The sequence below is a fragment of the Candidatus Nitrosopumilus sediminis genome, from assembly GCF_000299395.1.
GTDB classification, from domain to species: domain Archaea; phylum Thermoproteota; class Nitrososphaeria; order Nitrososphaerales; family Nitrosopumilaceae; genus Nitrosopumilus; species Nitrosopumilus sediminis.
Window position 1 is genome coordinate 598631 of record NC_018656.1, and the last position, 22139, is coordinate 620769.

Annotated in this window: 32 protein-coding genes and 1 tRNA gene; 18 read left to right on the top strand and 15 right to left on the bottom strand. The window is 33.0% G+C overall.

Going from position 1 to position 22139, the window contains the following annotated elements:
* Nucleotides 1-14: 14 nt before the first annotated feature.
* The 5 genes from NSED_RS03660 to NSED_RS03680 form a co-directional block, all read right to left on the bottom strand.
* Nucleotides 15-491, bottom strand: coding sequence for a PUA domain-containing protein (locus tag NSED_RS03660; RefSeq protein ID WP_014964898.1), 477 nt, complete (start codon nucleotides 489-491; stop codon nucleotides 15-17).
* On the bottom strand, nucleotides 488-1498 hold the full coding sequence (locus NSED_RS03665; RefSeq protein WP_014964899.1) for a homoserine dehydrogenase: 1011 nt from the start codon (nucleotides 1496-1498) through the stop codon (nucleotides 488-490). Before NSED_RS03665 ends, NSED_RS03660 begins: the two co-directional genes overlap by 4 nt.
* A gap of 130 nt (nucleotides 1499-1628) precedes the next feature.
* The gene (gene msrB, locus NSED_RS03670) at nucleotides 1629-2036 is read right to left on the bottom strand and encodes a peptide-methionine (R)-S-oxide reductase MsrB (RefSeq protein ID WP_014964900.1); all 408 of its coding nucleotides are present in this window, start codon (nucleotides 2034-2036) and stop codon (nucleotides 1629-1631) included.
* A 35-nt stretch (nucleotides 2037-2071) separates the two neighbouring features.
* Entirely contained in the window at nucleotides 2072-3691 is a 1620-nt protein-coding gene (locus NSED_RS03675) for an FAD-dependent thymidylate synthase (RefSeq protein ID WP_016939743.1), read from the bottom strand.
* A 32-nt stretch (nucleotides 3692-3723) separates the two neighbouring features.
* Nucleotides 3724-4017, bottom strand: coding sequence for a hypothetical protein (locus NSED_RS03680; RefSeq protein ID WP_014964902.1), 294 nt, complete (start codon nucleotides 4015-4017; stop codon nucleotides 3724-3726).
* A 133-nt stretch (nucleotides 4018-4150) separates the two neighbouring features.
* On the opposite strand from NSED_RS03680, the gene NSED_RS03685 reads away from it, so the two are divergent.
* From NSED_RS03685 to NSED_RS10445, 3 genes are all read left to right on the top strand, one after another.
* Entirely contained in the window at nucleotides 4151-5032 is an 882-nt protein-coding gene (locus NSED_RS03685) for a CdvA-like protein (RefSeq protein ID WP_014964903.1), read from the top strand.
* A 55-nt stretch (nucleotides 5033-5087) separates the two neighbouring features.
* A complete protein-coding gene (gene acs, locus NSED_RS03690; protein WP_016939744.1) occupies nucleotides 5088-7007 on the top strand; it encodes an acetate--CoA ligase in 1920 nt (639 codons plus the stop codon).
* 446 nt (nucleotides 7008-7453) lie between these two features.
* A complete protein-coding gene (locus tag NSED_RS10445) occupies nucleotides 7454-7630 on the top strand; it encodes a hypothetical protein (RefSeq protein WP_016939746.1) in 177 nt (58 codons plus the stop codon).
* 206 nt (nucleotides 7631-7836) lie between these two features.
* Here the strand turns inward: NSED_RS10445 and NSED_RS03695 are convergent, their stop codons facing one another.
* On the bottom strand, nucleotides 7837-8367 hold the full coding sequence (locus tag NSED_RS03695) for a PAS domain-containing protein (RefSeq protein WP_014964905.1): 531 nt from the start codon (nucleotides 8365-8367) through the stop codon (nucleotides 7837-7839).
* A gap of 38 nt (nucleotides 8368-8405) precedes the next feature.
* Nucleotides 8406-9428: a flap endonuclease-1 gene (gene fen, locus NSED_RS03700; RefSeq protein WP_014964906.1), complete on the bottom strand. Its 1023-nt coding sequence runs from the start codon at nucleotides 9426-9428 to the stop codon at nucleotides 8406-8408.
* Between the two features lie 103 nt (nucleotides 9429-9531).
* Here fen and NSED_RS03705 point away from each other — a divergent pair, with 103 nt between their 5' ends.
* Entirely contained in the window at nucleotides 9532-9807 is a 276-nt protein-coding gene (locus NSED_RS03705; protein ID WP_016939748.1) for a hypothetical protein, read from the top strand.
* Between the two features lie 43 nt (nucleotides 9808-9850).
* A tRNA-Ser gene (locus tag NSED_RS03710) sits at nucleotides 9851-9932 on the top strand.
* A 75-nt stretch (nucleotides 9933-10007) separates the two neighbouring features.
* On the opposite strand, the gene NSED_RS03715 is transcribed toward NSED_RS03710, so the two are convergent.
* Nucleotides 10008-10382, bottom strand: a complete 375-nt coding sequence (locus NSED_RS03715) for a hypothetical protein (RefSeq protein WP_014964908.1) — start codon at nucleotides 10380-10382, stop codon at nucleotides 10008-10010.
* Nucleotides 10383-10847: 465 nt separating this feature from the next.
* On the opposite strand from NSED_RS03715, the gene NSED_RS03720 reads away from it, so the two are divergent.
* The 5 genes from NSED_RS03720 (at nucleotide 10848) to NSED_RS03735 (ending at nucleotide 12673) form a co-directional block, all read left to right on the top strand.
* Nucleotides 10848-11033 carry a hypothetical protein gene (locus NSED_RS03720; RefSeq protein ID WP_016939751.1) on the top strand — a complete coding sequence of 62 codons (186 nt, stop codon included), beginning with the start codon at nucleotides 10848-10850 and terminating at the stop codon, nucleotides 11031-11033.
* 63 nt (nucleotides 11034-11096) lie between these two features.
* Complete coding sequence (locus NSED_RS03725; RefSeq protein ID WP_014964910.1) at nucleotides 11097-11744, top strand: nitroreductase family protein; 648 nt, start codon at nucleotides 11097-11099, stop codon at nucleotides 11742-11744.
* Nucleotides 11745-11793: 49 nt separating this feature from the next.
* A complete protein-coding gene (locus tag NSED_RS03730; protein WP_014964911.1) occupies nucleotides 11794-12027 on the top strand; it encodes an Lrp/AsnC ligand binding domain-containing protein in 234 nt (77 codons plus the stop codon).
* Between the two features lie 22 nt (nucleotides 12028-12049).
* A complete protein-coding gene (locus tag NSED_RS10450; RefSeq protein ID WP_016939752.1) occupies nucleotides 12050-12226 on the top strand; it encodes a hypothetical protein in 177 nt (58 codons plus the stop codon).
* A gap of 66 nt (nucleotides 12227-12292) precedes the next feature.
* On the top strand, nucleotides 12293-12673 hold the full coding sequence (locus tag NSED_RS03735) for a hypothetical protein (protein WP_014964912.1): 381 nt from the start codon (nucleotides 12293-12295) through the stop codon (nucleotides 12671-12673).
* A gap of 166 nt (nucleotides 12674-12839) precedes the next feature.
* Here the strand turns inward: NSED_RS03735 and NSED_RS03740 are convergent, their stop codons facing one another.
* Together NSED_RS03740 and NSED_RS03745 are read right to left on the bottom strand one after the other, a co-directional pair.
* A complete protein-coding gene (locus tag NSED_RS03740; protein ID WP_014964913.1) occupies nucleotides 12840-13169 on the bottom strand; it encodes a hypothetical protein in 330 nt (109 codons plus the stop codon).
* 62 nt (nucleotides 13170-13231) lie between these two features.
* Nucleotides 13232-13732: an SRPBCC family protein gene (locus NSED_RS03745; RefSeq protein WP_237737704.1), complete on the bottom strand. Its 501-nt coding sequence runs from the start codon at nucleotides 13730-13732 to the stop codon at nucleotides 13232-13234.
* A gap of 30 nt (nucleotides 13733-13762) precedes the next feature.
* Here NSED_RS03745 and NSED_RS03750 point away from each other — a divergent pair, with 30 nt between their 5' ends.
* The 4 genes from NSED_RS03750 to NSED_RS03765 all read left to right on the top strand — a co-directional run bounded on the left by NSED_RS03750 (nucleotide 13763) and on the right by NSED_RS03765 (nucleotide 16213).
* Nucleotides 13763-15043 carry a hypothetical protein gene (locus NSED_RS03750; protein WP_014964915.1) on the top strand — a complete coding sequence of 427 codons (1281 nt, stop codon included), beginning with the start codon at nucleotides 13763-13765 and terminating at the stop codon, nucleotides 15041-15043.
* Between the two features lie 31 nt (nucleotides 15044-15074).
* On the top strand, nucleotides 15075-15473 hold the full coding sequence (locus NSED_RS03755; protein WP_014964916.1) for a Mov34/MPN/PAD-1 family protein: 399 nt from the start codon (nucleotides 15075-15077) through the stop codon (nucleotides 15471-15473).
* Between the two features lie 76 nt (nucleotides 15474-15549).
* Complete coding sequence (locus tag NSED_RS03760; RefSeq protein ID WP_014964917.1) at nucleotides 15550-15891, top strand: hypothetical protein; 342 nt, start codon at nucleotides 15550-15552, stop codon at nucleotides 15889-15891.
* A gap of 10 nt (nucleotides 15892-15901) precedes the next feature.
* Nucleotides 15902-16213 carry a hypothetical protein gene (locus NSED_RS03765; protein WP_014964918.1) on the top strand — a complete coding sequence of 104 codons (312 nt, stop codon included), beginning with the start codon at nucleotides 15902-15904 and terminating at the stop codon, nucleotides 16211-16213.
* On the opposite strand, the gene NSED_RS03770 is transcribed toward NSED_RS03765, so the two are convergent.
* Together NSED_RS03770 and NSED_RS03775 are read right to left on the bottom strand one after the other, a co-directional pair.
* Entirely contained in the window at nucleotides 16214-17581 is a 1368-nt protein-coding gene (locus NSED_RS03770) for an ABC transporter permease (RefSeq protein ID WP_014964919.1), read from the bottom strand.
* Nucleotides 17578-18627: an ABC transporter permease gene (locus NSED_RS03775; protein ID WP_014964920.1), complete on the bottom strand. Its 1050-nt coding sequence runs from the start codon at nucleotides 18625-18627 to the stop codon at nucleotides 17578-17580. Before NSED_RS03775 ends, NSED_RS03770 begins: the two co-directional genes overlap by 4 nt.
* Nucleotides 18628-18744: 117 nt before the next feature.
* Here NSED_RS03775 and NSED_RS03780 point away from each other — a divergent pair, with 117 nt between their 5' ends.
* The 3 genes from NSED_RS03780 to NSED_RS03790 all read left to right on the top strand — a co-directional run bounded on the left by NSED_RS03780 (nucleotide 18745) and on the right by NSED_RS03790 (nucleotide 19729).
* Nucleotides 18745-19062, top strand: a complete 318-nt coding sequence (locus tag NSED_RS03780) for a CxxC-x17-CxxC domain-containing protein (RefSeq protein WP_237737705.1) — start codon at nucleotides 18745-18747, stop codon at nucleotides 19060-19062.
* 81 nt (nucleotides 19063-19143) lie between these two features.
* The gene (locus NSED_RS03785; RefSeq protein ID WP_016939755.1) at nucleotides 19144-19338 is read left to right on the top strand and encodes a YwbE family protein; all 195 of its coding nucleotides are present in this window, start codon (nucleotides 19144-19146) and stop codon (nucleotides 19336-19338) included.
* A 148-nt stretch (nucleotides 19339-19486) separates the two neighbouring features.
* Complete coding sequence (locus NSED_RS03790; protein ID WP_014964923.1) at nucleotides 19487-19729, top strand: hypothetical protein; 243 nt, start codon at nucleotides 19487-19489, stop codon at nucleotides 19727-19729.
* 4 nt (nucleotides 19730-19733) lie between these two features.
* Here NSED_RS03790 and NSED_RS03795 read toward each other — a convergent pair whose 3' ends face one another.
* The 3 genes from NSED_RS03795 to NSED_RS03800 are packed head-to-tail and all read right to left on the bottom strand — an operon-like array spanning nucleotide 19734 to nucleotide 21234.
* Nucleotides 19734-20069 (bottom strand): arsenate reductase family protein, encoded by a 336-nt coding sequence (locus tag NSED_RS03795; RefSeq protein ID WP_014964924.1) that lies wholly within the window; start codon nucleotides 20067-20069, stop codon nucleotides 19734-19736.
* 49 nt (nucleotides 20070-20118) lie between these two features.
* Nucleotides 20119-20286 (bottom strand): hypothetical protein, encoded by a 168-nt coding sequence (locus NSED_RS10130; RefSeq protein ID WP_193353272.1) that lies wholly within the window; start codon nucleotides 20284-20286, stop codon nucleotides 20119-20121.
* A gap of 54 nt (nucleotides 20287-20340) precedes the next feature.
* Complete coding sequence (locus NSED_RS03800) at nucleotides 20341-21234, bottom strand: carboxypeptidase-like regulatory domain-containing protein (protein ID WP_014964925.1); 894 nt, start codon at nucleotides 21232-21234, stop codon at nucleotides 20341-20343.
* 161 nt (nucleotides 21235-21395) lie between these two features.
* Here NSED_RS03800 and NSED_RS03805 point away from each other — a divergent pair, with 161 nt between their 5' ends.
* A complete protein-coding gene (locus NSED_RS03805; RefSeq protein ID WP_014964926.1) occupies nucleotides 21396-22055 on the top strand; it encodes a hypothetical protein in 660 nt (219 codons plus the stop codon).
* Nucleotides 22056-22139 lie beyond the last annotated feature (84 nt).

A 22139-nucleotide genomic window follows, 5' to 3' on the forward strand; every position in this document is an offset into this window, starting at 1 on the left:
ATTTTTCAAAGTATTTAATCGTAAATTGTTTTCCCTGTTTCCCAGAATCTATCTGAGATATAGTGTATGTTTTTAATTACTTCTCCTTTTTCCATCTTTTCTAATTCTGAACTTGCCACCAATGATTTTCCGACTGCCAGAAATTTATGTTGAGATTCCTCTACTATGCAAACTAGTTTATCTTTTTCAAATTCTGTGAATTTTTTAATACCTGGCCTCATCACATTTGCTCCTTTACACATGAATTTTACTGCTCCCATATCTACAGTTACTGTTGGGAATTTTTCTAAAGTTTCAGTCTCTGACAAAAATGGAAGATAGTCGTCATCTACTTTCAAAATTTTAATTCCACTACCTGTGATAATTTGTGCATCGTCTAAAATTTGATGAACTTTGACATTTTTGATTTTGGGAAATTCTATGCCCCATCTCTCTGAAACTGTTTTTAAAAGTACAGACGTTTCACTTTTTGAAATTAAGTTAGATTTCAATCTCTAGCAATCTCTTGTCTGATGTCTAACAAATCTCTGAGAATTGAACTAGCTGTTTCCATGCCTCCTGCACCTTTTCCAATAATTGTCTGAGTTCCTGAATGTTCTGAAGTAAATGCAATTGCGTTTAATGTTCCATTAACACATAGGGGGTCATCATTTGATACTTCTTTTGGCCCTACAACAAGATCTTTGTTGCATGAGGCAATTAATTTTATCGAGCAATTATTTTTGGCAGCTCTTTTGATGTCTTCTGAAGTGATTTTACGGATTCCTGTACAATTTATATCTGGAAGTGTCACCTTCATTCCCATAATCCAATTTGCCAAAATAACTAATTTTGCTGCTGCATCTAATCCGTCTAAATCTAAAGATTCGTCTGCTTCGACATATCCCTTATCTTTTGCATCTTTTAGAGCATCTTCATAAGATATTCCTGTTCCCATATTTGTTAAAATGTAGTTTGTAGTTCCGTTAAGAATTCCTGCAAATGATGTTATTCTCTCTCCGCTTAGACTGTTTTTAGCATAATCTAGAATTGGGGTGCCGCCCCCTACCGTGCCACTGAATTTGAACATAACTTGATTGTATGTTGCAAGTTCAAGCAATGACGGAAATGCCAAAGCTAATGGGCCTTTGTTAACTGAAATCACATGCATCCCTTTCTTCATTGCAGTAGTAATGTGTGTCATTCCAGGTTCAGCATCTTTGTAGTTACTTGCTGTTGTCTCAATGAGAACATCTGCATCAACGTTTTTCAACATCTCAATGCCGGACATTGTATTTTTAGTATCTGCATAATTTTTTACAGTTCCAAATTTTTTCTTTACTTCAATTAGTTTGTTGAAATCTAATCCTGATTGATCTACAGCACTTCCTTTACTATCAAATACTCCTATGACTCGGGGCTTTAGTCCATATTTTGCGTAAAGATCTTCAGATCTAGACTCAAATAATTTTACTAAGCTTTGACCTACAACACCAAAACCACACAGTATAATTCTCAAATTCTCTCGTTCCTTTTTGTTCTGTTATTGCATCTCATTTTATTTCTCTTGATTTTCTTATCATTAACTGTGTTTTATTAATAATTTTTGAATATTATTTTACCTATACGCTCTCTTTGATTATTTGCGACTATTCAACATTTTCGTCATTTTCATGTTGTAATGAAATAGAATTGATACAATATCTTTGATTTGTAGGCTTTGGACCGTCATCAAATACATGGCCTAAATGCGCTCCACATTTGTTACAATTAACCTCTGTACGAACCATCCCATATGTTGAATCTGAAATGTATTCTATTTTTTCTTCAGAAATTGGTTTCCAAAAACTTGGCCATCCTGAACCTGAATCAAATTTTGCATCTGATGAAAAAAGTTCTTCACCACAGCAAACACATTTGAAAATTCCTTCTAATTTCGAATCATTGTATTTTCCAGAAAAAGGCGGTTCTGTTCCATGATTAATGCAAATTTCATATTGATTTGGGGTTAGCTGTTTTTTCCATTCTTCTTGACTTTTCTCAATTTTTTCTGTCATGATACTTTTTACTGTTTCAAATATTAGAATATTTTCTATTTCTTTAATTTTTTTCTCTTTTCTTCGGTTCTTTTTTCAGATTCAAATCTTTCCAAATCATATTCTTTCATATCTACATATTTCATAATTTTACTTAGATTTGGATGAACTTTGTTTATTTGTTTGAACATCTGTTGCGCAACTCTTCTATAGTCTACATGTCCTTGTGGAACTGTCCTTAGTTCTATTAGATGACATGCTTCTCTAAGATTAAATTTCATAAAATATGGGTAATTATATCCAAAGTTTACTACATACTGCCCCTGCTCTGGATACTTTGTCCTAATTTTATCAAATGCTTCTTTTGTTTTGTTCATACAATCTTTGAAATCTTTTTCAATTCCTAAGATTTTGATTTCATTGGGCATGTTATATCCATGATCTGTTGTAAGTAACTGTCTCTGTAGAGTCAATGCTCTATGTCTGTGGAAATCTCTGAACATTCCATAGTTATTACATAAATCAAATGTATAGTAGATGTTTTCAAAAGCCCTTGATGGTCTATGACGTCTGTTTGTTCGAATTTTTGTAAATTCATCAATAATTTTAATTTTCTTTTCGTTAGACATTTTTTTGACTTGTTGCAAAATATTTTGATACGATGTGCTAGGTGATTGTTCATACATTATACTGGTGATTATTTTGTCGATGGATTTTTTTTCTGGTTCATAGTCCACAAGCTTTGTAATCATTCCTTTTTTTGGATTTGATTTTATTTCTTTTTTCGTAATTGATTTTGATTTATTTTTAATATCTTTAAGGTATTTTTGAAATGCTTTACCATATTTGTCGTCTGCCCGTCTAACAAATGATTTGATGGTCGTATCAAGCTCTTTCTTAATTTTTGAGGCTAAATCTTGCTCTTCTTTTAGTTCAGATGAGCCTAACACCGTCAAAAGATATTCGAATGCTCTCCCATTCCCCGTGATGCCAACATTTGTCAAAGTTGATGCAGGCAATAATCCTCTTAGAATATCTAACGCTTTAGCTTTGGTTGATCCTCGGTAAATCATGTTTGCAGATTTTATATCTGACTCATTTTTCAATTTAGAAAATATTTTTTCTTTCCCATCTGTTGAATCTTTAAAACTGTATTTTTCTATGGGATATTTTTCTCTGACATAGTTTACCATTGATTCAATATTTTTTGAATATATCTCAAATGAAAAATTACAGCTATCTTCATACATATCTGCAAAACGTGATTTCATAATTTCTGGATCTCTGTAAAATCTGTATTTTCCTTTTTCTTTTTTATTCCATGCGACATATCTAGATGATTTTTCCAAATATGATAATCCTATTCGTCTATCTTCGATTTTTTTTACTGCGATGTTTGACAATCCCTCAATTGCTATTTGCGCTTCGCCTAATTCTGCAACAGAATCATCACCATATTCTAAAAGTACTCTATTGTAAAATTCCTCTCCTCTATTTTTGTTTTTTAAAAATTCATCAAGAAATATTCGTCTCATGCTTTTGTCCGTTCGACTGTATCTTGACATTAATGCACCACGATCAACTTGTCTTGGAGTGATTATTGCAAACACATTACCTTCCGTATTTGAAAAGTGATCTGATAGAATTTTTCTTTCTTTAATTGAGAATTCTGACAATAACGATATGTTGATTCCCAATTATTAATAGTCTATTTCTTCTTTCCAATTTGAATTAGATCGGGGCCCTTGTCTCTGTTTTTATCTTGACCTTTTGCTTGCCATCTGAGTAAAACTTGCTTGAATGCTTCAGCATCTTCTTCATTTTCTGTGTACAACAAAGTTGTAACCCAATATCCTTTTTTAGCAGTTTTCCCTCCGATAGAATTCATCCAAAAATCACTTGGCAAGGTCTCCATTGCTTTGTTGTTTGGATCCTTTGTGACTTCAATCCATCTACTTGCGACAAAGTTCAAAATTTGCTCTAATTCTTCTTTTTGAATCATGTGCCTGTTATTTTGTCTCTAGATTTTAAAATTACTAAATATCCTTGGATTTTGTGTAGGTGAATTTAATCTTACTAAAACTAAAAACATTTCTTACACTTTGTCGGTTATACAAATCCCTAAACTATCACATATGACAAACGACGATATCGAAATTATCGGTAAAAATGTCAAAGACATGTACGGAACATTCATGGGTAAAGTCGTAGGAACAATAACTGATATTGACGGAAGTATTCAATCCGTTGGCATTGACTGCGGTTCACAAGGATTACAGCAAATCCAATATGAACAATTAGTAGTTCAAGGCGAAGTTGTTATTTTCATTCCAAAATGGAGACTCGACTCACAAAGACTCATTCGTGAAAAACAATTAACTCTACGTCGATTGAAAGCATTGATTGACATTGTTTCAGAAAATGATGACATGAAAGCAGATGCAGAAATCATTCATGAAAAATACAAGTCAAAACTTGTATCATTAGATGAAACAGAACATGAAATCAAAGCAATACTTGAGGCAAGATTGACTGAGTTAAATGAACAAATGAAGTCAGCTAAAATGTTATCGTTTGATGCAAAAGTACAATTCAAGAGCAACGAAATCTCTGATGCAACATTTGAGACAGTGAAATCATGCACAACTGAGGTAATTGAGCATGTAACTCACGAAACAGCAGAAATCGCAAATGTAAAGAGTAGAATTGCAGATCTTGAATTGGAAGTGCAAGAGATAACAGCCCCTCCAACACCAGACATCCAAGAATCAGCCGTTTCATATCTGGAGACATCTGAACAAGAACAACAAATTGTTCAGACTATACTTCCAGAAGTACCAGTCGAATCAACAACAATACCTTCAGAACCAATTGAGGCACCTAGTACCCCTATACCAGAACCTCCAACTGAATCTGAGGCAAAATTTGCATTTCCAGAACCACCCCAACAGGTGACAGCAGATACTTCAAAAGACGACAATGATAACGATTGGCTTGCTAGAATGGAAGCACAATAATTTTTTTAAATAATTTTTTTAACACTTAGAAAGATCTAAGTTCATACATTTTTTGATGTCTGAGACATATAGAATTGGACTTGGAAATAATAATAACAGTTTAAGGGAAAAGGCAAATTCTGATTTTGTATCTTTTTGGGATGAACAAGCAAAACATTTGTCATGGTTTTCTCCTTGGGACAAAACCCTTGATTGGAGCCCTCCCTTTGCCAAATGGTTCGTTGGAGGCACAATTAATGCCTCATATAATGCCCTAGATATACATCAGAGTGAAAAATCTACAAAATCTGCTATCTTATGGGAGGGTGAAAATGGAGAATCACGAAATGTCACATATGGTGAAATGTTCACACTGGTTCAGAAATTTGCAAATGTCCTAAAATCTCTAGGTGTTCAAAAAGATGACAGGGTAACTATCTATCTTCCAATGGTTCCAGAACTCATAGTTTCAATGCTTGCATGTGCACGAATTGGCGCAATACATACTGTAATTTTTTCTGGATTTAGTGCAACCTCAATTAAAGATAGGGTGTCTGATTCAAAATCTAAAATTATCATTACTGCAGATGGAGGGTATAGAAGAGGAAAAATTGTAAAACTCAAAGATGTAATTGATGATGCAATAAAGGATATTGATTTTGTTGAACATGTAGTGGTACTTGAAAGAACTAAAAATAAAATCACAATGAATCCTAAAGATAATCTTTGGAATGATTTAATGAATAACATTTCAGAACTGTGCTCTGCTGAAGCATTACCGAGTGATCATCCTCTTTACATTTTGTATACTTCAGGTACTACTGGAAAACCAAAAGGCGTGTTACATGGTACTGGTGGATACTTGACTCATTTGCATTCAACTTTCAAATGGGCTTTTGACATAAAAGATTCTGATGTCTTTTTTTGCACAGCCGACATCGGTTGGGTTACTGGACATAGTTATGTTGCATATGCTCCATTTCTTCATGGTGCAACACAAGTAATGTATGAAGGTGCACCCGATTTTCCTGATGCGTCAAGAATGTGGGATATTTTACAAAAATACAAAGTAACAATTTTTTACACAACTCCTACTGCATTGAGGATGTTTATGAAATTTGGAGATGAAATCCCAAACTCATTTGATCTTTCAAATTTAAGATTACTTGGTTCTGTAGGTGAGCCAATAAATCCTGAAGTTTGGAAATGGTATTTTAAAACAATTGGAAAAGAAAAATGTCCTATCATTGATACTTGGTGGCAGACTGAAACTGGAGGTATGCTAATATCGCCTCTTCCGGGATTGGAATCTATTCCTCTAAAGCCTGGATCTGGAACCCTCCCAATTCCAGGCGTAGATATCTCGGTAGTTGATGAAATTGGAAAAGATGTTCCTGTAAATACAAAGGGGTATCTTGTAATCAAAAATCCTTGGCCTGGAATGCTTTTGACATTATGGAATGATGATGAAAAATACAAAACAGTATACTGGTCAAAATATGAAAATTGTTATTATCCTGGAGACTATGCTCGAAAAGATGAAGATGGGTATCTTTGGTTACTGGGTAGAGCAGATGATGTTCTAAAAGTTGCAGGTCATCGAATTGGAACTGCGGAACTTGAGAGTTGTATTGTCTCACACCCTAGTGTGGCAGAATCTGCAGTATGTGGAATTCCAGATGAAGTTAAAGGTGAAGTAATTATTGCATTTGTCGTTTTAAAACAAGGTGTAGAGCAGAATTCCAAAATACTGGAAAAAGAAATTATTGATAAAATTAGAAATAATATTGGATCCATAGCAACTCCGAAACAAATCTATTTTGTTTCAAAACTCCCAAAAACCCGCAGTGGAAAAATAATGCGTAGACTACTAAAAGCAATTGGAAACAATGAAAAAATTGGTGATGTGAGTACTTTAGAAGATGGGGCTGCCGTTACTGAAGTTCAACAAGTTTTTGATGAACTTAAAACTTCTATTAAAAATAATTTAGAATGATTTATTTTTTGCAAAAATCACAACTACATTTGAACATGCCTGCTTTTTCCATGCATTGATCATGGTGTTGATTATAACATTTATTGCAAATTACCATTTAATCAACACTATTATTTTTATGAGTTTTTTCATGAATTAACACTTTATCAAATGTATCTGAATACCCATCCCAGTGGAAACTACATTCTCTGCACTTGTATTTCATTTGGATTTTTCCTCGTTTATTTTTTCAGTTTCTTTGAATGCATTAACATCTTCATTTACTTTGGTTTTATCTGAACCTCTTTTCAATTTTGATAGAATCTTTTTGAACATACTTTGAGTAGTTGACCTCTTGTATATACTGACGTAATTTTTTGATTTTGTGCCTAATTCCCTATATATCATTTCACGATTCTATAACTATTAGGCATAAATAGATATTATTGTTAATTTCTATATAGGACATGCCGGGATATTTAGGAAACAAATCTGACAACATCGTACATCATTTAGCAGAAATGACACCTGATTGTAAAATTGTTGAAATCAAAAAATTAGAAAGAATTTACTTTACTCCAGACAATTTGGATGAAGCAAAAAAAGAAAAATTCACAAGTTGCAAATATTGCATAAAATCTTAACCTGTAATATAATCAATAATTAATAATATTTTTTTAGTTCTGATTGTGTTTACAAATCATAACATTTTTCATGAATATAATGTTCTTTAAAAATTTGTTTTTGCAGGATATAATTTATTGAAAATTTCTCATCCTTGTCTTTGATACTTTTAGTGTATGATGATTTGAAATTACTTAATTAACAATATTTTCAATAATTCTTTAAACTATTTTCTTAACTCGTCAAAATCAATCGTGGATAACATTTCAAACATCTCTTTCAATCCGTCATATTCTGATTTTGAATTTTCATCCATCTGATCGTACTCTTTTTCTTTAATCTCTTCTAGTTTATCATTTGAATCTTTAAAGAATTTTTTATATTCATTTATTTTTTCATCTGTCATTTGTTTCAAATCAAAAATTACTGTGTTGCTTCCAAGCACATTTTTATTTTCATCATACAAACTTGTTGCTTGTAATAATCCAGAAAAAGTTTCTCCGTTTTGTTTTTTAAAAGTGATTTTCCTGTCTCTTACTTTTCCTGTATCGAACCAAATTTTTAGTGAATCATTCATATCTTTCCAAGACTCTTTTGGTACGTGTTCAAAAATTGACTTTCCTATGATCTCTGATTTGGTATATCCTAGATTTATCGCATAAGTTGAATTACAATCTAAAATCACGCCTATGGAATTGATTCTTCTCCACATAACTGGGGCGTCTTTGAGTGTTTTCCTAGCTTCGGTTTGAGACATTTTTTAAAATTGGATTGACTAGTTATTAAATTGAAATCTTAGAACCATTGATCGAGATTTTGACTCTTCTTCTCTAGAGCTTTTTTTAATCGATTTAAAGTTGATTGAATCCTGTCTTCAGAAAAACTCCTCTCTTTTACTAGGTAATTTGTTACTCCTTCATAGTCTACTTCATTAAACACAATTTCATCCACTTCTGCTACTTCTGGATTTAAGAATATATTTCGGATTTGTTTGAAATCAATCTCTTGTAATTGCTCTTGAATTTGTGGAATGTCTTCCAATCTTGAATACTGTTTGATTAACTTCATTGCTGTTTTTGGACCAATTCTTTCAAAACCATTTGGATTAAAATCAGTCCCAATCAAAATTCCAACATCGATTAATTCTTCTCGTGTCAATCCAATTTCATCTAATGTCTTTTGGGTTTCAATAATTTCTGGAAGTATGTCGATGTATGTATTTCTATTTGGAATCTTTCGTCTTCCACTTGTTGTAAAATTTCTTACTAGTCTCTTTGCTCCGCATAAAATTGAATCATAGTCTTGACTTGCAGAAGCATATGCTTGTCCTGTATTTGTTAAATGAGCTGCAGTTGCCTCTCCTTCTGATGGGGCTTCAATATATGGAATTCCTAAATATGTTAGAAACTGTTTTGATTCTTTTACCATTCCATCTTTCATGCTGGTTGTTTGTTGCGCAAATTTTCGTGCATCCTCCATATTTCCTGCTGCTACTGCTTTTTCGTATTTCACTGTCGCATCCTTTTTGATTTGTTTTCTGCGCTCAATTTCTGCTGTCTTCAGAGATGGTGGCCTTCCATCAAAAACATAGACTGGCTTTATCCCTAGAGATAAAAAATTTACATTTCTGTAAAGTAAACCGCTAAGATGACTGGTGATTCTCCCTTCTGAATCTGATAATTGTAATCCGTCTGGTCCTCTGATGCTTGCTAAAAACTGGTAAATTGCATTGTATGCATCAATCGCAATTACCCTGTTTGAAAATGCCTCAAGTGTAGTTTTCTCTCTGATTACCAAATCTTTTAGGTTAAGCCCCATAGAATTTCTTGCAATTTTCAGGTATTTTGTGTTTATCCTTCTGAAATGATCGATGTTTTAGACGCATTTTTTTGAAATCGATTTTAATATGGAAATTAACAGTATGAAACTAATGTCTTCTGTGAATTTTCCCTTGCATTTACAGGATAAAATTTTTGAAATTAGGTATGATTCTGATAATTCTATTTTGAAAATAACATCATACTTTCCTTTTTCTGAATCCGAAAAACAAGAAATTCATTCAATTTTAGATGATCCTGTTTTTGATGGATTCCATTCAATTTTTTCAGATTTTGTAGATGAAGATGAATGGAATAGAACCAAAGATCAAATAAAAAAGAGATTCAGAGATGAATTGGTTGATATTGATAAAATTTGATTCTAGCAATTCGCTTTATTATGGAGAATATATCAGAATAGTTGCCGAGATAGCCAAGTAGTACGGCGGCCGTCTCGAAAACGGCTACGCGCAAGCGTGCGGGGGTTCGAATCCCTCTCTCGGCGTTCTTAACATAGCAAAATCACATTTTGAATCATTAATTTATCTTAAAATTGCTTGAGACCTCTATAAACTGAAGATTATTTCAAACGTCTGTAAATCTCTTTGAATTCCATTCCAAGATTATATGAGATGTTAAGTAAATGAGCAAGCTGATTCATAGACGTCTTATCATGACCCAATTGTTTTAACAATGTCAAAGCTTTTTGGGGTGAAGTTCCAGATGGTGGTTTTTGACCCGACCATGTCTTAAAAGAATCTCCTACATCCAAACTGAAATTCAAAATAAATTCTTTCCAGTGGGGCATTGCACTAAGAGCTTTTTCACTTAGAAGAACTTGAGATAATTCACGAAATTCATTTTTTCGGTCTAGATACAGCATATCCAAAGCTTGATGAATTTTCTCTGGCTTGTATTCCTCAGTGTTTAGCATATACATCCCTTCAAGGCTCATGGTTTCAATTTCATTAATGGATAATTAAACTAATCCAAAATTTTCATATTTCTCTCCAGTTTCATCCCTTAAATGGCGTATGTTCTCTTGGAGTTGGCACTAGTCAGAAAATGATTTTGATATTATATATAAATAAAATTTTTCAAAATCAATGAAGAAGATTTGCATACATTGCAAAAAAGAATTTAATAATCGATCTACTGATTTTTGTTCTAAAGAATGCTTTATTGAATACATGATCATTGGTGGCAATAATTAATACATTCCAAAATATTTTAAAAACAGACATTTTTCATCTATTTTTATTCCAATTTACTGATCTCTCTCACTCGTGCTATTGAAACTGTATTGTTCATCCCACTTTCTGTACCTTTCGATTCCTGATAGTCTGTTTTTCACAACTTTGTTTTTTTGCCCTATGAATAGTTCAAAATGTTTAAACTGACTTGAATCATGAAAATGACCATGACTCAAGAAACCGAATCTAAGATAAAAGATTCTGAAATTTCTACTGCAGAATTAATTTCTCATTTTAGAGAAAAATGTAAAATTTGTGGCCATCATAGAATTATGCATAATGAATTTGGTGCATGTGAAGGCGTAATGAACAAACCATGCACCTCTGGGTGTGATGAATTTGAAGCAGAATAGATGATCTAATCGTGTTTTGAATTTTTTACAATTCTTTAATATTATATTTTTTCTAACATTATTATGGTCTCAGACGGTGTTGAAGAGAAAATTTACCCTTTAGGATATGAACCAGAAATATCTCCTGATGAGACTGATCCTAATGTCAGAAATAACCTACTTGATTTTATCTTAAAATCTGGACCTACTGAAGTTGTAGATACTGATTTGTTTGCTGTAATGGCAAAGAGGCGCTCAACAAGAAAATTCTTAGACAAACCAGTTGAAACTACAAAAATTGATAAAATAATTGCTGCTGCTGATACTGCTCCAACTGCTGGTAATTTTCAGGGTTTTGAGATCTTTTATGTGAAAAGCCCTGAAAAGAAAAAGAAATTAGTTGAAGCCTGTAACAAACAGCCTTATGTTGATGCTCCTGTTGTTTTGGTTTTCTGTAAAAATCCCTCAAGAGTAAAACTTGATTTCTCTGAATATATTTTGAAAAAATTTGCAATACAGGATGCTACTTTGGCTGCTGGATATTCTCAATTGGCAGCTCAAGCTCTTGGATTAAGTTCCATTTGGATTGGTATGTTTGATGAACAAAAGGTGATGGATATACTTGAAACTGATCTAGTTCCTTCATCTGTGCTTTGCATAGGTTATCCAAAACAAACTAAATTCCCAAAACCTCGTCGAAATCTCAAGGATTTGGTACATGTTACTTGGTAAGATCCGCAAAATTCTCCATCTTTAAATAATCATAGTTTATTGTCTAGACATGACTGATGCATATGTTATGCTTAATTGTGAGCTTGGTGCAGAAGCTGAAATAATTGATCAATTAAAAGAGATTGAACAAGTTGTGGATGTGTTTGAAACAATTGGAACTCACGATATGATGGTAAAACTACAAGCAGAAAATTTTGAAAAGATTCGTGAGATTATCTCGTGGAATATCCAAAAACTAAAAAAAGTCCGTTCTACTGCAACCTTGATAAAAAAAGATAATTAAGATCAAGTTATAATACAATCAAATGGTTGATGAAAAGAACGAAATTGAGAAATTAATTGATAATATGATTACTAGTGGTGATGACCTGGTAAATAACCTCAAAACAGTTTTGCCTAATTCTCTGTCTGAATCCATGGTGATGTTTCATGAATCAAATGTGGCAAATCTCAAGAAAATCAAAGAATTTTTGAATAAATAGGTCTAGTATCATTAATTCCTATGATTACTACTATATCTTTTTTAATTATTATTTGAAATTCATTTCATGGGTAGGTCTAGGACAATTACAATGACTGTAAAAAAGAAAACAGGTGATGCATTTGATGCAATTTTGAACATGCCTTCTAAAATGATGCCTGATGCAAAAATCAATGATGCTGGTTGGTGGTCATTTACAGGTCCTCATGGAAAATCTAAACTGAAATTTAATGAAAATAAATCCTTGGGCATTCTAGATCACCAATTCATTGATGAGGAGTCTTCATGGAATGTCCCAATGAGAGTTGTATCTAATGGTGATGTTTCTGAAATTATCGTTACTTTGAATAAGCCTGATGAAATAACTGATGAACAATTTGATCAAAGGATGGATGAAATCAATGAGATGTTCAGTTCCATGAAGAATATTATAGAATCCGAATCTTGATGTTTTAGAAATTTATGCCTGATTCAAGTACAAATCATTCTTCAAGGTTAAATGCAAATTTGGTTATATAATACTGAGAAAAAATGCCATATGAAGAAGTGTATTTTCAAAGAATGGAAGAAGATAGTCCTGAAGAATACAAAAAATTAAAATCTAAAAAATAGACCTAGTCTTTATCAGAATCCTCTGAATTTTGATTGTTTCCTGGACCTACCATATCTTCTGGTTTGACTCTATTATCCCAGTCTCCTCTTGCACCTTTAATCAGAGATGCTATTCCTGCTCCAATAATTCCAATTACAGCTCCAAAAAATACGGCCTGATCAAATATCTTAAATGAGCAATTAATTTCTACTGGTGGCGAATCATCTGAATATTCATAACATGTGCCAAACTGATTTGATTCAAGAGTGGCGGCTTGATAATTTTGACCGAACCCTCCTAGAATTATGAATCCTGCAAAAACCAATCCAATCCCGATTATGATAAATCTCATATCGCTCATAATTTTTTTTCTAATTTATCGTATTTACACTTTGATTTGAATAACATCTAGTGTTATTTTTCAAGAGATGTTTTGAGATTTTCAAGAGATGCCTCGTAAAATGCTCCCAAAAACACTACAAAATCTAAGAATTGTTTTTCAGACATTTTCTTACTGTTAAGATATGATTGCCATGTCAATTCAACAAGATTTTTAGATTTTGGCTTTATTGAAATCGTTGCAACATATGCTCTTAATGGCAATCCTTCTGTTGCGATATATGTAAAATATTCTCCTTTTTTCCAGGCTACTACATGCTCTTCAATTCTATTTCCGTCTGCAAATGTGATCAATCTAACTGCTCCCACATCTTTTTTCTTTTTAGATAGATAGACTGTTTTTTTTACATCGACTACCCATGTTGGCAATCCTGTGATATTGCTTATTTTTCTCCATACTTTGTCTTTTGATGCTTTAATTTTGATTGTTTTTTTGACTGTTCCTGTATGGAATGTTTTTTTTGCCATGCCATCCTCTAAAATATACTGAATTTTAAATTTTAGTTGTACAACCATTTTTAATCCCCCGAGGAAAAAGATAGCCAAATGGTCTTTGGATGGGGTAAAAAGAAAGAAGAAGAAAAACCTGCTGAGGAAATCCCTAAAAATAAAGAAATTTTACTCACAGATGTCCCGAAAGTCATTTCTGATCTTAGTGGGTTGAGAAAATCTCAAACTTTGACTGAAATAAATAATTTGAGAAATAATACAGAACCACTAATCAAAGATTTGATGAAAATTGGAAATGTTCTTGAAAAAGATAATCTCAACATTGATGATATAGATAAACATCTTGCCATTATTGTGGTACGAGGTAAAAAACAAGTTATTGATGTAATCAAAAAAGGTGTTGTTTCATTACCAAAAATTTCGTCTTTTGATGATGCCGAAAAATTAGATTCAGTTCTCGGTCTAATTCTTAAAAAAGTTGGTGATGTCTTAGGGAGGCAAACAAGGGTCATACACATCTTTGCAAAAAAATACGCCTTGCAATTAAAGGAAAATCTTGAAGTGATGAATGCAAATCATTCTGAAATTAGCAAGCTGTTAAAAAATTATGAATCTACAAAATCTCTTTCTGACGAGATAAATGATTCTATAAAACAAATAAAGAATTTGACAGATTTACGTAATGAAAAATCTCTAAAACTTGCAGATATAAACAAAAACATTGTTTCGACTCAAGAAAAAATAGATGATATTCAAAACTCTATTGCTAAGGTAAAATCTTCTGAAAACTACAAAAAATATCTCGATTTAAAAAATACCTTGGATAAATTCACTTCCCGAAAATCAAAAATCAAAGATCAAATTAACACTCAATTTACCAAAATCTCCCGACCTTTGAGCCGATATGAATATGCCTCATCACTAGATAAGGATCAAAAGAATATTTTATCTAATTTGCTGGCAGAACCTTTTGATGTACTTTCATCTGATAATAAAGACTCTATTATCACAATACTTGAAAATGTTAGAAAAGGAATTTCATCTGGTTCTATATCTGTAAAAGATGTTGATAAAACATCTGCTCAAATAACTGAGATAGAAGAGTCCTTGGATGACTTTGTAAACCAAATTTCAGAATATTACAACAAATACAAAGAAATGAAAAATGAAGTGAGTTCTCTTTTGCCTGAGCAATTAGGCTCTTTGGAAGATGATCTTGAAAAAAATACTTTACTGTTTAATGACTCTAAACTAAAATCTGAAACTTTTCAAGGTGAAATAGATGAAATAAATTCTAAAATTCCTGAACTTATCTCTGAAATCGAACAAAACCTGCGACAATTTTCTAATACTAGATACACTATTTTGACATCTTAAAATTAAATTACTTCCAAACTAGAGTTCTGGTGTGTTATTCAAAAAGAAAAAGTTTGAACGTAAAATAATTTTGAAAAAAGAAGTTCATGACAGTATTTTGTCATTTTGTCAAATGAAACATCCTAATGAAGGAATTTTGATTTTGAAAGGAAAATCAAAAAATGGTGAGATAAAAATCGATGGACTTGTAATTCCTCCTTTTAGTGAAACTGGTCCTACTTTTGCCGGATTTCCACATTCCTTTTTGCCTTTTGATATGAGTTATGTTGGAATTGTTCACTCTCACCCAAGCGGCTCTGCAGAACCATCTGTAACTGATTTGCATAATTTCTTTGGGTTAGTATCAATGATCGTAAAGTCTCCCTACGATGATGATTCTATTTTTGCATGGGATAGTAATGGCAATTCCATTCCTCTCTCAATTGAATAATTTTGAAAAACACTGCTGGTAATACAGAAGAAAACTGAAGAAACTTTATAACCGTTTTAACGGTACTTTTAATGAATTGAATCCTCAACTCAAAAGATACTATATTTTCCTAGGTGCTTCTTTGGTTTTTAGCATCGGATTGCAAATAGGGCTTTCAGCTCTTGGGGTTCCATGGTTTATCAGTATAGGATTGGTAATGGCAATTTTCATTATGTTGCCAATGATTATTAGAAGACGACAAATGGGTCGTATGGGAAGTTATAGGGGTGATTCTGGATCTGGAGGAGGCGGATTCTTTGGAATGGGATCTCAAGGTGGTTCTGGTGGTGTCCGATATGTTTGCCTTGTATGTAACAACAAACACAAAGGCGGAACTTGTCCAAGATGTGGTTCCAAAATGCAAAGAGCTGATTTTTAGCTAAAGAGATATGTCGTTAGATGAACTTCGTAAAAAGGTAATCTTTCATAATTCTGTTGATGTGTGGATTGCAGCTTGTTCTGAAAAAAATACTAGTTGGGCAAATCCTGAAGATTACAAAAAATTCATAGCGTATCTTTTAAAAAATAATCTCAATCTAAAGGCGTTTAATCTATGTGCTCATGAAGCCGGTGCAACTGAAGATGAGAAAGTAAAATTTACAGAAATCTTGGCAGAAACTAAAGATGATCCAAATTCTCTCACATATACCATCAAACTCAATGATGCTGCCATAGATATCATTCGCAATTATTCTAATTGATTATCTTTTTAGTTTAGGATTAACTATTGCATCAAGAGCATTGCCTATAAACACAAAGGCCAACCCTGTAATTGCAATCATTACTCCTGGAGGCATAATCCACCACCACATTCCTCTGGCTGCTGCCCCAAATGTATTTGCATCATGCAAGATTTGTCCCCATGTTGGAAATGTAGGATCCCCCAACCCTAAAAAACTTAGACCTGCTTCGGTGGTGATTGCTGCTGGAACCGAAATTGCAATACTTGCAAATGCATATGGTAATAATTGAGGTACAATATGTTTTAAAATGATTTTAGAATCTTTTTGACCCATCATATTTGCTGCATCGACATAGCCTCGAGTTTTAATTTGAAGTGACATGCTTCTTGATACCTTTGCTATACCTACCCATCCAAAAATCATCAAAAATCCTACCATCACAAATATGCTATTGCTGATTGTTACTGAAAGAATTATGAGAAATGGTAGTGCTGGCAATGCATAGATGACATCGTTGAATCTCATCATTACCTCATCTGTCTTTTTGCCTTTGTATCCTGCATATACCCCATAAAGTAATCCTGCAACTACCGATGCAATGGATACCACTAGACCTATGAATAATGCTAAAGGCGTTCCCCAAAGTAACCCTATTGCTAAATCTCTCCTTAGTTCATCAGTTCCCATAATTCCAAATGCCTTTCCGCCCACAATCAATTTTGATTCGTAAATTTGATTTTCAGAGTTTACTCCATACAGATCTACAGAAAATATGTAATTTCCTTTTAATGGCTCATTTACGTGAGTTTTTGAAAACACAATGTCTTCTGCAGACAGTCTTTCAAATTTGAATTCAAAATTTTCTGATTGCAATGAGAGATTTTTCTTTATTGCATGATCTGTCGAAAAAATTCTTTCACTGTGTGTAGTCTTTTCGTTTGAATAAGGCAGTGATGTTGTCAGTAAATCAATTTTGATCCCATCTGGTCGAATTACTGACATTTGTAATAGTGGGGATCCTGAATATTCTGATGAAAACTCATAGATGAAATCATTTGGAAAGCCATCATAATCAAAATTTAATCCAAACTGATGTGATGTCAATTCGATTCCTGTATTTGTTATTTTTTCAATGTTTGGCTCTTTCAAAATTTTATGTTCTGGAATTTTTTCAGTCAAAAATATGTTAACCCAAATCGGAATTGCTACTTTTGGATTTGAAATCCAGTTGCTGGGGTTATTCCACTCTTGGAATGTTTCTACAGGAATTGCAATTATTGCCACAATTGAAGTTGACACCAATATCAAAAGGATCGCAATTCCCGCAATTCCCATCTTGCTTTTGAGAAATTCTTGCTTGATCTCTTGAGGTGTAATGTTGCTCAATTCCCTGTCCTCACTCTAGGATCAAAATATCCATAAAGCAAATCTGCAATGAATATGCTGATTAGAAAAAATACTGTTAGCAGATATGTTGCACCGATAATTACTGGAAGATCCATCACTGTAATTGCTTCAAAATATAATCTTCCCATTCCTGGCCAATCAAAAACAGCTTCTGTAATTATTGCCCCTCCTAATGATCCTGACAAACTTAATGCTAATATTGTCACAATTGGCGGTGCTGCATTTTTCAATGCATGAGTGTAAATTATCTTCTTTTGTTTAATTCCGATTGTTTTTTTTGCCATGATAAAATCCTCTTGCATTATTCCCACCATGAAATTTCTTACAAGATATGCCCATGAACCAAACCCAATCATTACAATTGTGATTAATGGTAGTGCCATATGGTATAGCAAGGATCCAATATATGCTGGATCCGATGATGGGATATCTGGTGTTGCTCTGGCAGGAAATACTTGCCATGTAAACGCAAATAGAAATATCATTAACATTCCTATCCACCATACAGGAAAACTGGAACTAATGATTGCAAAACTTGATGTAATTCTATCTATTCCAGAACCTACTTTGCTACTAGAAAAAGCTCCGAGAAATATTCCAATGATTGAAATGATGATTGTAGCTGTTGTGAATAGCAATACTGTTCTTGGAAGTTTTTCAAACAGTATGTCTTTAACATCTGAAGACCCTTCATCACTGGTCAAAAATGTTGCATGGCCAAAATCTAATAACATGATCTTATACATTGTCACTCCTATTCTTTGAGGCGAATACCACGGTTCATCTAATCCTAAAATCTGAATTCTTTGATCAATCTGAGTTTGAATGAATCCCTCAAATTCCTCTACTGATGAAAAACTTTCTGCAATGGATGGGTTGTCTGTTATCTCTGATCTTACCTGAAATACAATTCCTTGTTTTAGAATCGCATCCATATTTGAGCCTACAAGTGCTATTGTAATCAATAGAGTTATCATCAAAACTCCAAACATAGTCGCCATTCTAGTGGCTACATATCTTTTCATGCCCAACAATCTCAAGGAGGATAATTAGTTTATAACAATAGATGTTTTTCCCACAGTTTATTACTGCATGGCGATATCGAGATTTAGAAAGACATGTCCTTTGATAGAGAAAGAGAAATGCACACCACAACATGTGGTGACTGTGGAAATGAATGTCAAGTACCATTCAAGCCAAAAGAAGACAGACCTGTTTATTGCAGAGAATGTTTCCAAAATCATAAACCAGCTCCTAGACAAGGTGGTGGTAGATTTGGTGGAAGATCCGGCGGCTTTGGTGGCGATAGAGGCTCTAGATTTGGTAGAAGAGACGACAGACCACGTGAAATGCATGATGCAAAATGTGGTGACTGTGGAAATGATTGCCAAGTGCCATTCCAGCCAAAAGAAGACAGACCTGTTTATTGCAGAGACTGCTTCCAAAACCACAAAAATTAGAACAACCGTTTTGAGTAATTTTCAAAACTCTTTTATTTTATAAAACAAAGATTTAGAATCTCTCATTGTGGCCAAATGTTGTTGAGTGACATTCCATCAAGAGATAAAATAAAACTTGGCCTATCTGTCAATATTGTACAAAAACATGATCAAAGAACAGGAACTTTGACTGAAGGTAAAGTCAAACGAATTCTAACTTCAAGCAATTCCCATCCTCACGGAATCAAAGTTGAATTGCTTTCTGGTAAGATAGGGCGAGTCCAAAATATCATTTAAAATCAGACGAGAGTGAAACGAATTCTAGGCTTTACTAAGGCAGAAAAGCAAGTCTCTCGTCCATATCCTATACGCGATCAAATAATATAAACATTTTATGAAGTTATGAAAAATAACAGATAAAACTTTGATATTTTCTTGATTTTATGTGAGTGCTAATACTATTCGAAAAGCTAAGAAACTAGTTGAAAGCGGCGGTGTAGTAAAAATCGAAGATGATTTGTTTCAAATCAAGTCTTCATCTGATCCTGAAAAATCCTATTTTGTAACATCTGATACCTGTGAATGTCCTGGATTCAAAAATTTCTATAAATTTCATCATGGAAAAGGGCTAAAGGCAAATTGCTCCCATTTAGAAGCAATTCGAATATTTAAAAATGAAAATTCTTAACAATTTATTTTAAATTTTTAACATTCACTTTTCCAACAAATGCCTTGTTTTTTGTTATAATTATTGGACGTAAAATTAATCCTGGATACTTCACCATCAATTTGACTAATTGTTCATCTGTTTTTTTCTTATTCTCTAAATCTAGTTCTTTGTACATTTTGTCTCTTTTTCTGAGTAATTCTGATGGTTTTTTACCTGTCATTTTTACAATCTTTTTGAGTTCTGTTTCTGATAATGGGTCTTTGAAAAAATCTCTTTTTTCAATATCTGTATTCATTCGTTCAATTTTTGAGATTGTCTTTTTACATGTAATGCATGTAGATTTATGAAATATTTTCATTCTGAATTGTTTCTACTGTTGAGATTAAAAATTGTTTAGACAAATGCTGTTATGCACAGCAAATGGTTTTCTTGAAATCTTCCGTGTTTCTCTCAAATCTGCATTCTTTGCATGTCTGCCAACTTCTTTTTTTGAGGATTGATAATGATGACTCGTATGATACCGAATACATTTTCCCACCACATGATGGACAAGATAATGGGATGTCTATTTTCATTATTTCTTAATATTTGATTTTGAGTATAAGACACACGTAGAACTTATCAATTATTCATTCTTCTTGATTTTCTTCTGTTGTTTCTTCTAAATATTGCTGATTAAATTGTTCAATAGTTTCTTTTGGCATTGAAAGCATCTTTAGATATGCCTGCATGGATTCCTCATATGTGCTGCCATTTACTAACATCTCTTGTTTGAGCTTATTTGCCTCTATGAAATTATTCTTCGTAAAGTTCAATTGCTGTACGATCAGATCCTGAATTTCTGGATTCACACTCTTAATGTAATCATCATACTGATATCCTTCATATGTTCCTGCTCTTGGATTGTATTCTTCAACAGCTTGTTCTCTTAGTACATCAGCGATTCTTCTTTGCTGTTCGATGAAAATCTGCTCTTCCCTTAATTCTTCAATGCCTCTTTGTTCTTCGATTAATTCATCTAATAATCCATGATAGTATTTGAATAAGGTCTGACCTATTGGGTTTTTCTCAAAATCTGTTTCATTTGCACTGAGGTATTTTATGGCTTCATCTGTGGATAATTTTTCTTGTAAAATTGAAACTGGTGAAACATCTCCCTTTACTTGGAATTCTGTACTTGTCAATCCTGTCATTCCATACCATGATGCGATAACATTAACGGTATATGTTCCTGGGATTCTTTGAAAATTTTCAAACTCTCCTCTGAAATGTCCATCTGGTGTCGTGAATGTCTTTGTAGTGTCTGAACCTGTTCTGATTAGAACTTCCACGCCTCTAGTTGGCTCATATGCATGGTTTACTACTCTGCCTGTTACTACGACCGTATCTCCTTGATACACGACTACATTTTCGACGTTTGCTTCTACTACAAATTCCCAAAGTTCTGCCTGAGATGTTGGAATAAATGAAAATATCATTAAAAATGCAAATAATCCTATGAATGTATCCTTGGTTCTATACACATAGGATGATTTTGATTTTTGCAGTTAAGGCAAAGTATGAATAAAAATTCGCTATTTTTCAATTTTTATTGAGTAGTTTTTGTCTCTTAGAGCCATTGGTATTTGTCAATTTTACAATCCCATCTAACTCTTAAACCCCAAAAATTATCTTATCTTAAATCATGGATTTGGAAAAATTCAGAAATGATGTTTTTGAGATGACTGAAAAACTCTCAAAAAATCTCAATGAAAATGATGTCTCTAAACTGAATTATGTTAGGCAACAATTAATTGGAATGTACAAAAAAAATCTGGTTAAAATCAATCACTCGATTTTGGAATTAATCTGTGCTAGTACTTTAATTTCAAGAGGATATGCTGTTGAAGTTGAAAAAGAAGTCACAGATATTCTTGTCTGTGATATTTTTGCAAAGAAAGGTGACGGTAATACTATAATTGAAATTGAAACTGGTTTTACTCCTCCAGAACATGCAATGGATACTATAGATTATTTTTCTGCCAGAATAATGAGTAAGATTGCAAGATATAGTCAACACTGTTCAAAATTCTCATTGGCAACACCTGTCGTTGGAATTTTACCCATTTCCAAAATTTTCTTGTTGCCTCCAAATGCAAGAAAGAAAGAGAATGTACAAAAAATCAAGGATTTATGTGATCGATACTATAAAAATCCTCCAATAAAATACGATGATATCTTAAATGCTCATCTCCATTCGATTTTTTTGATTAACATTGACAAAGGATTTGCCAAAGAACTTGATCCTCAGGGGTATGTTGACTTGACTAATAGCCTTCTTGACAGAAGTGAAGTAAATTACTGAGATCTATTGACAGAGAAAAAATTCAAATTCACCTATTGTTTAACAAAACTAAGATGATTTGTGCTGCATGTGAGACAAGGAAGC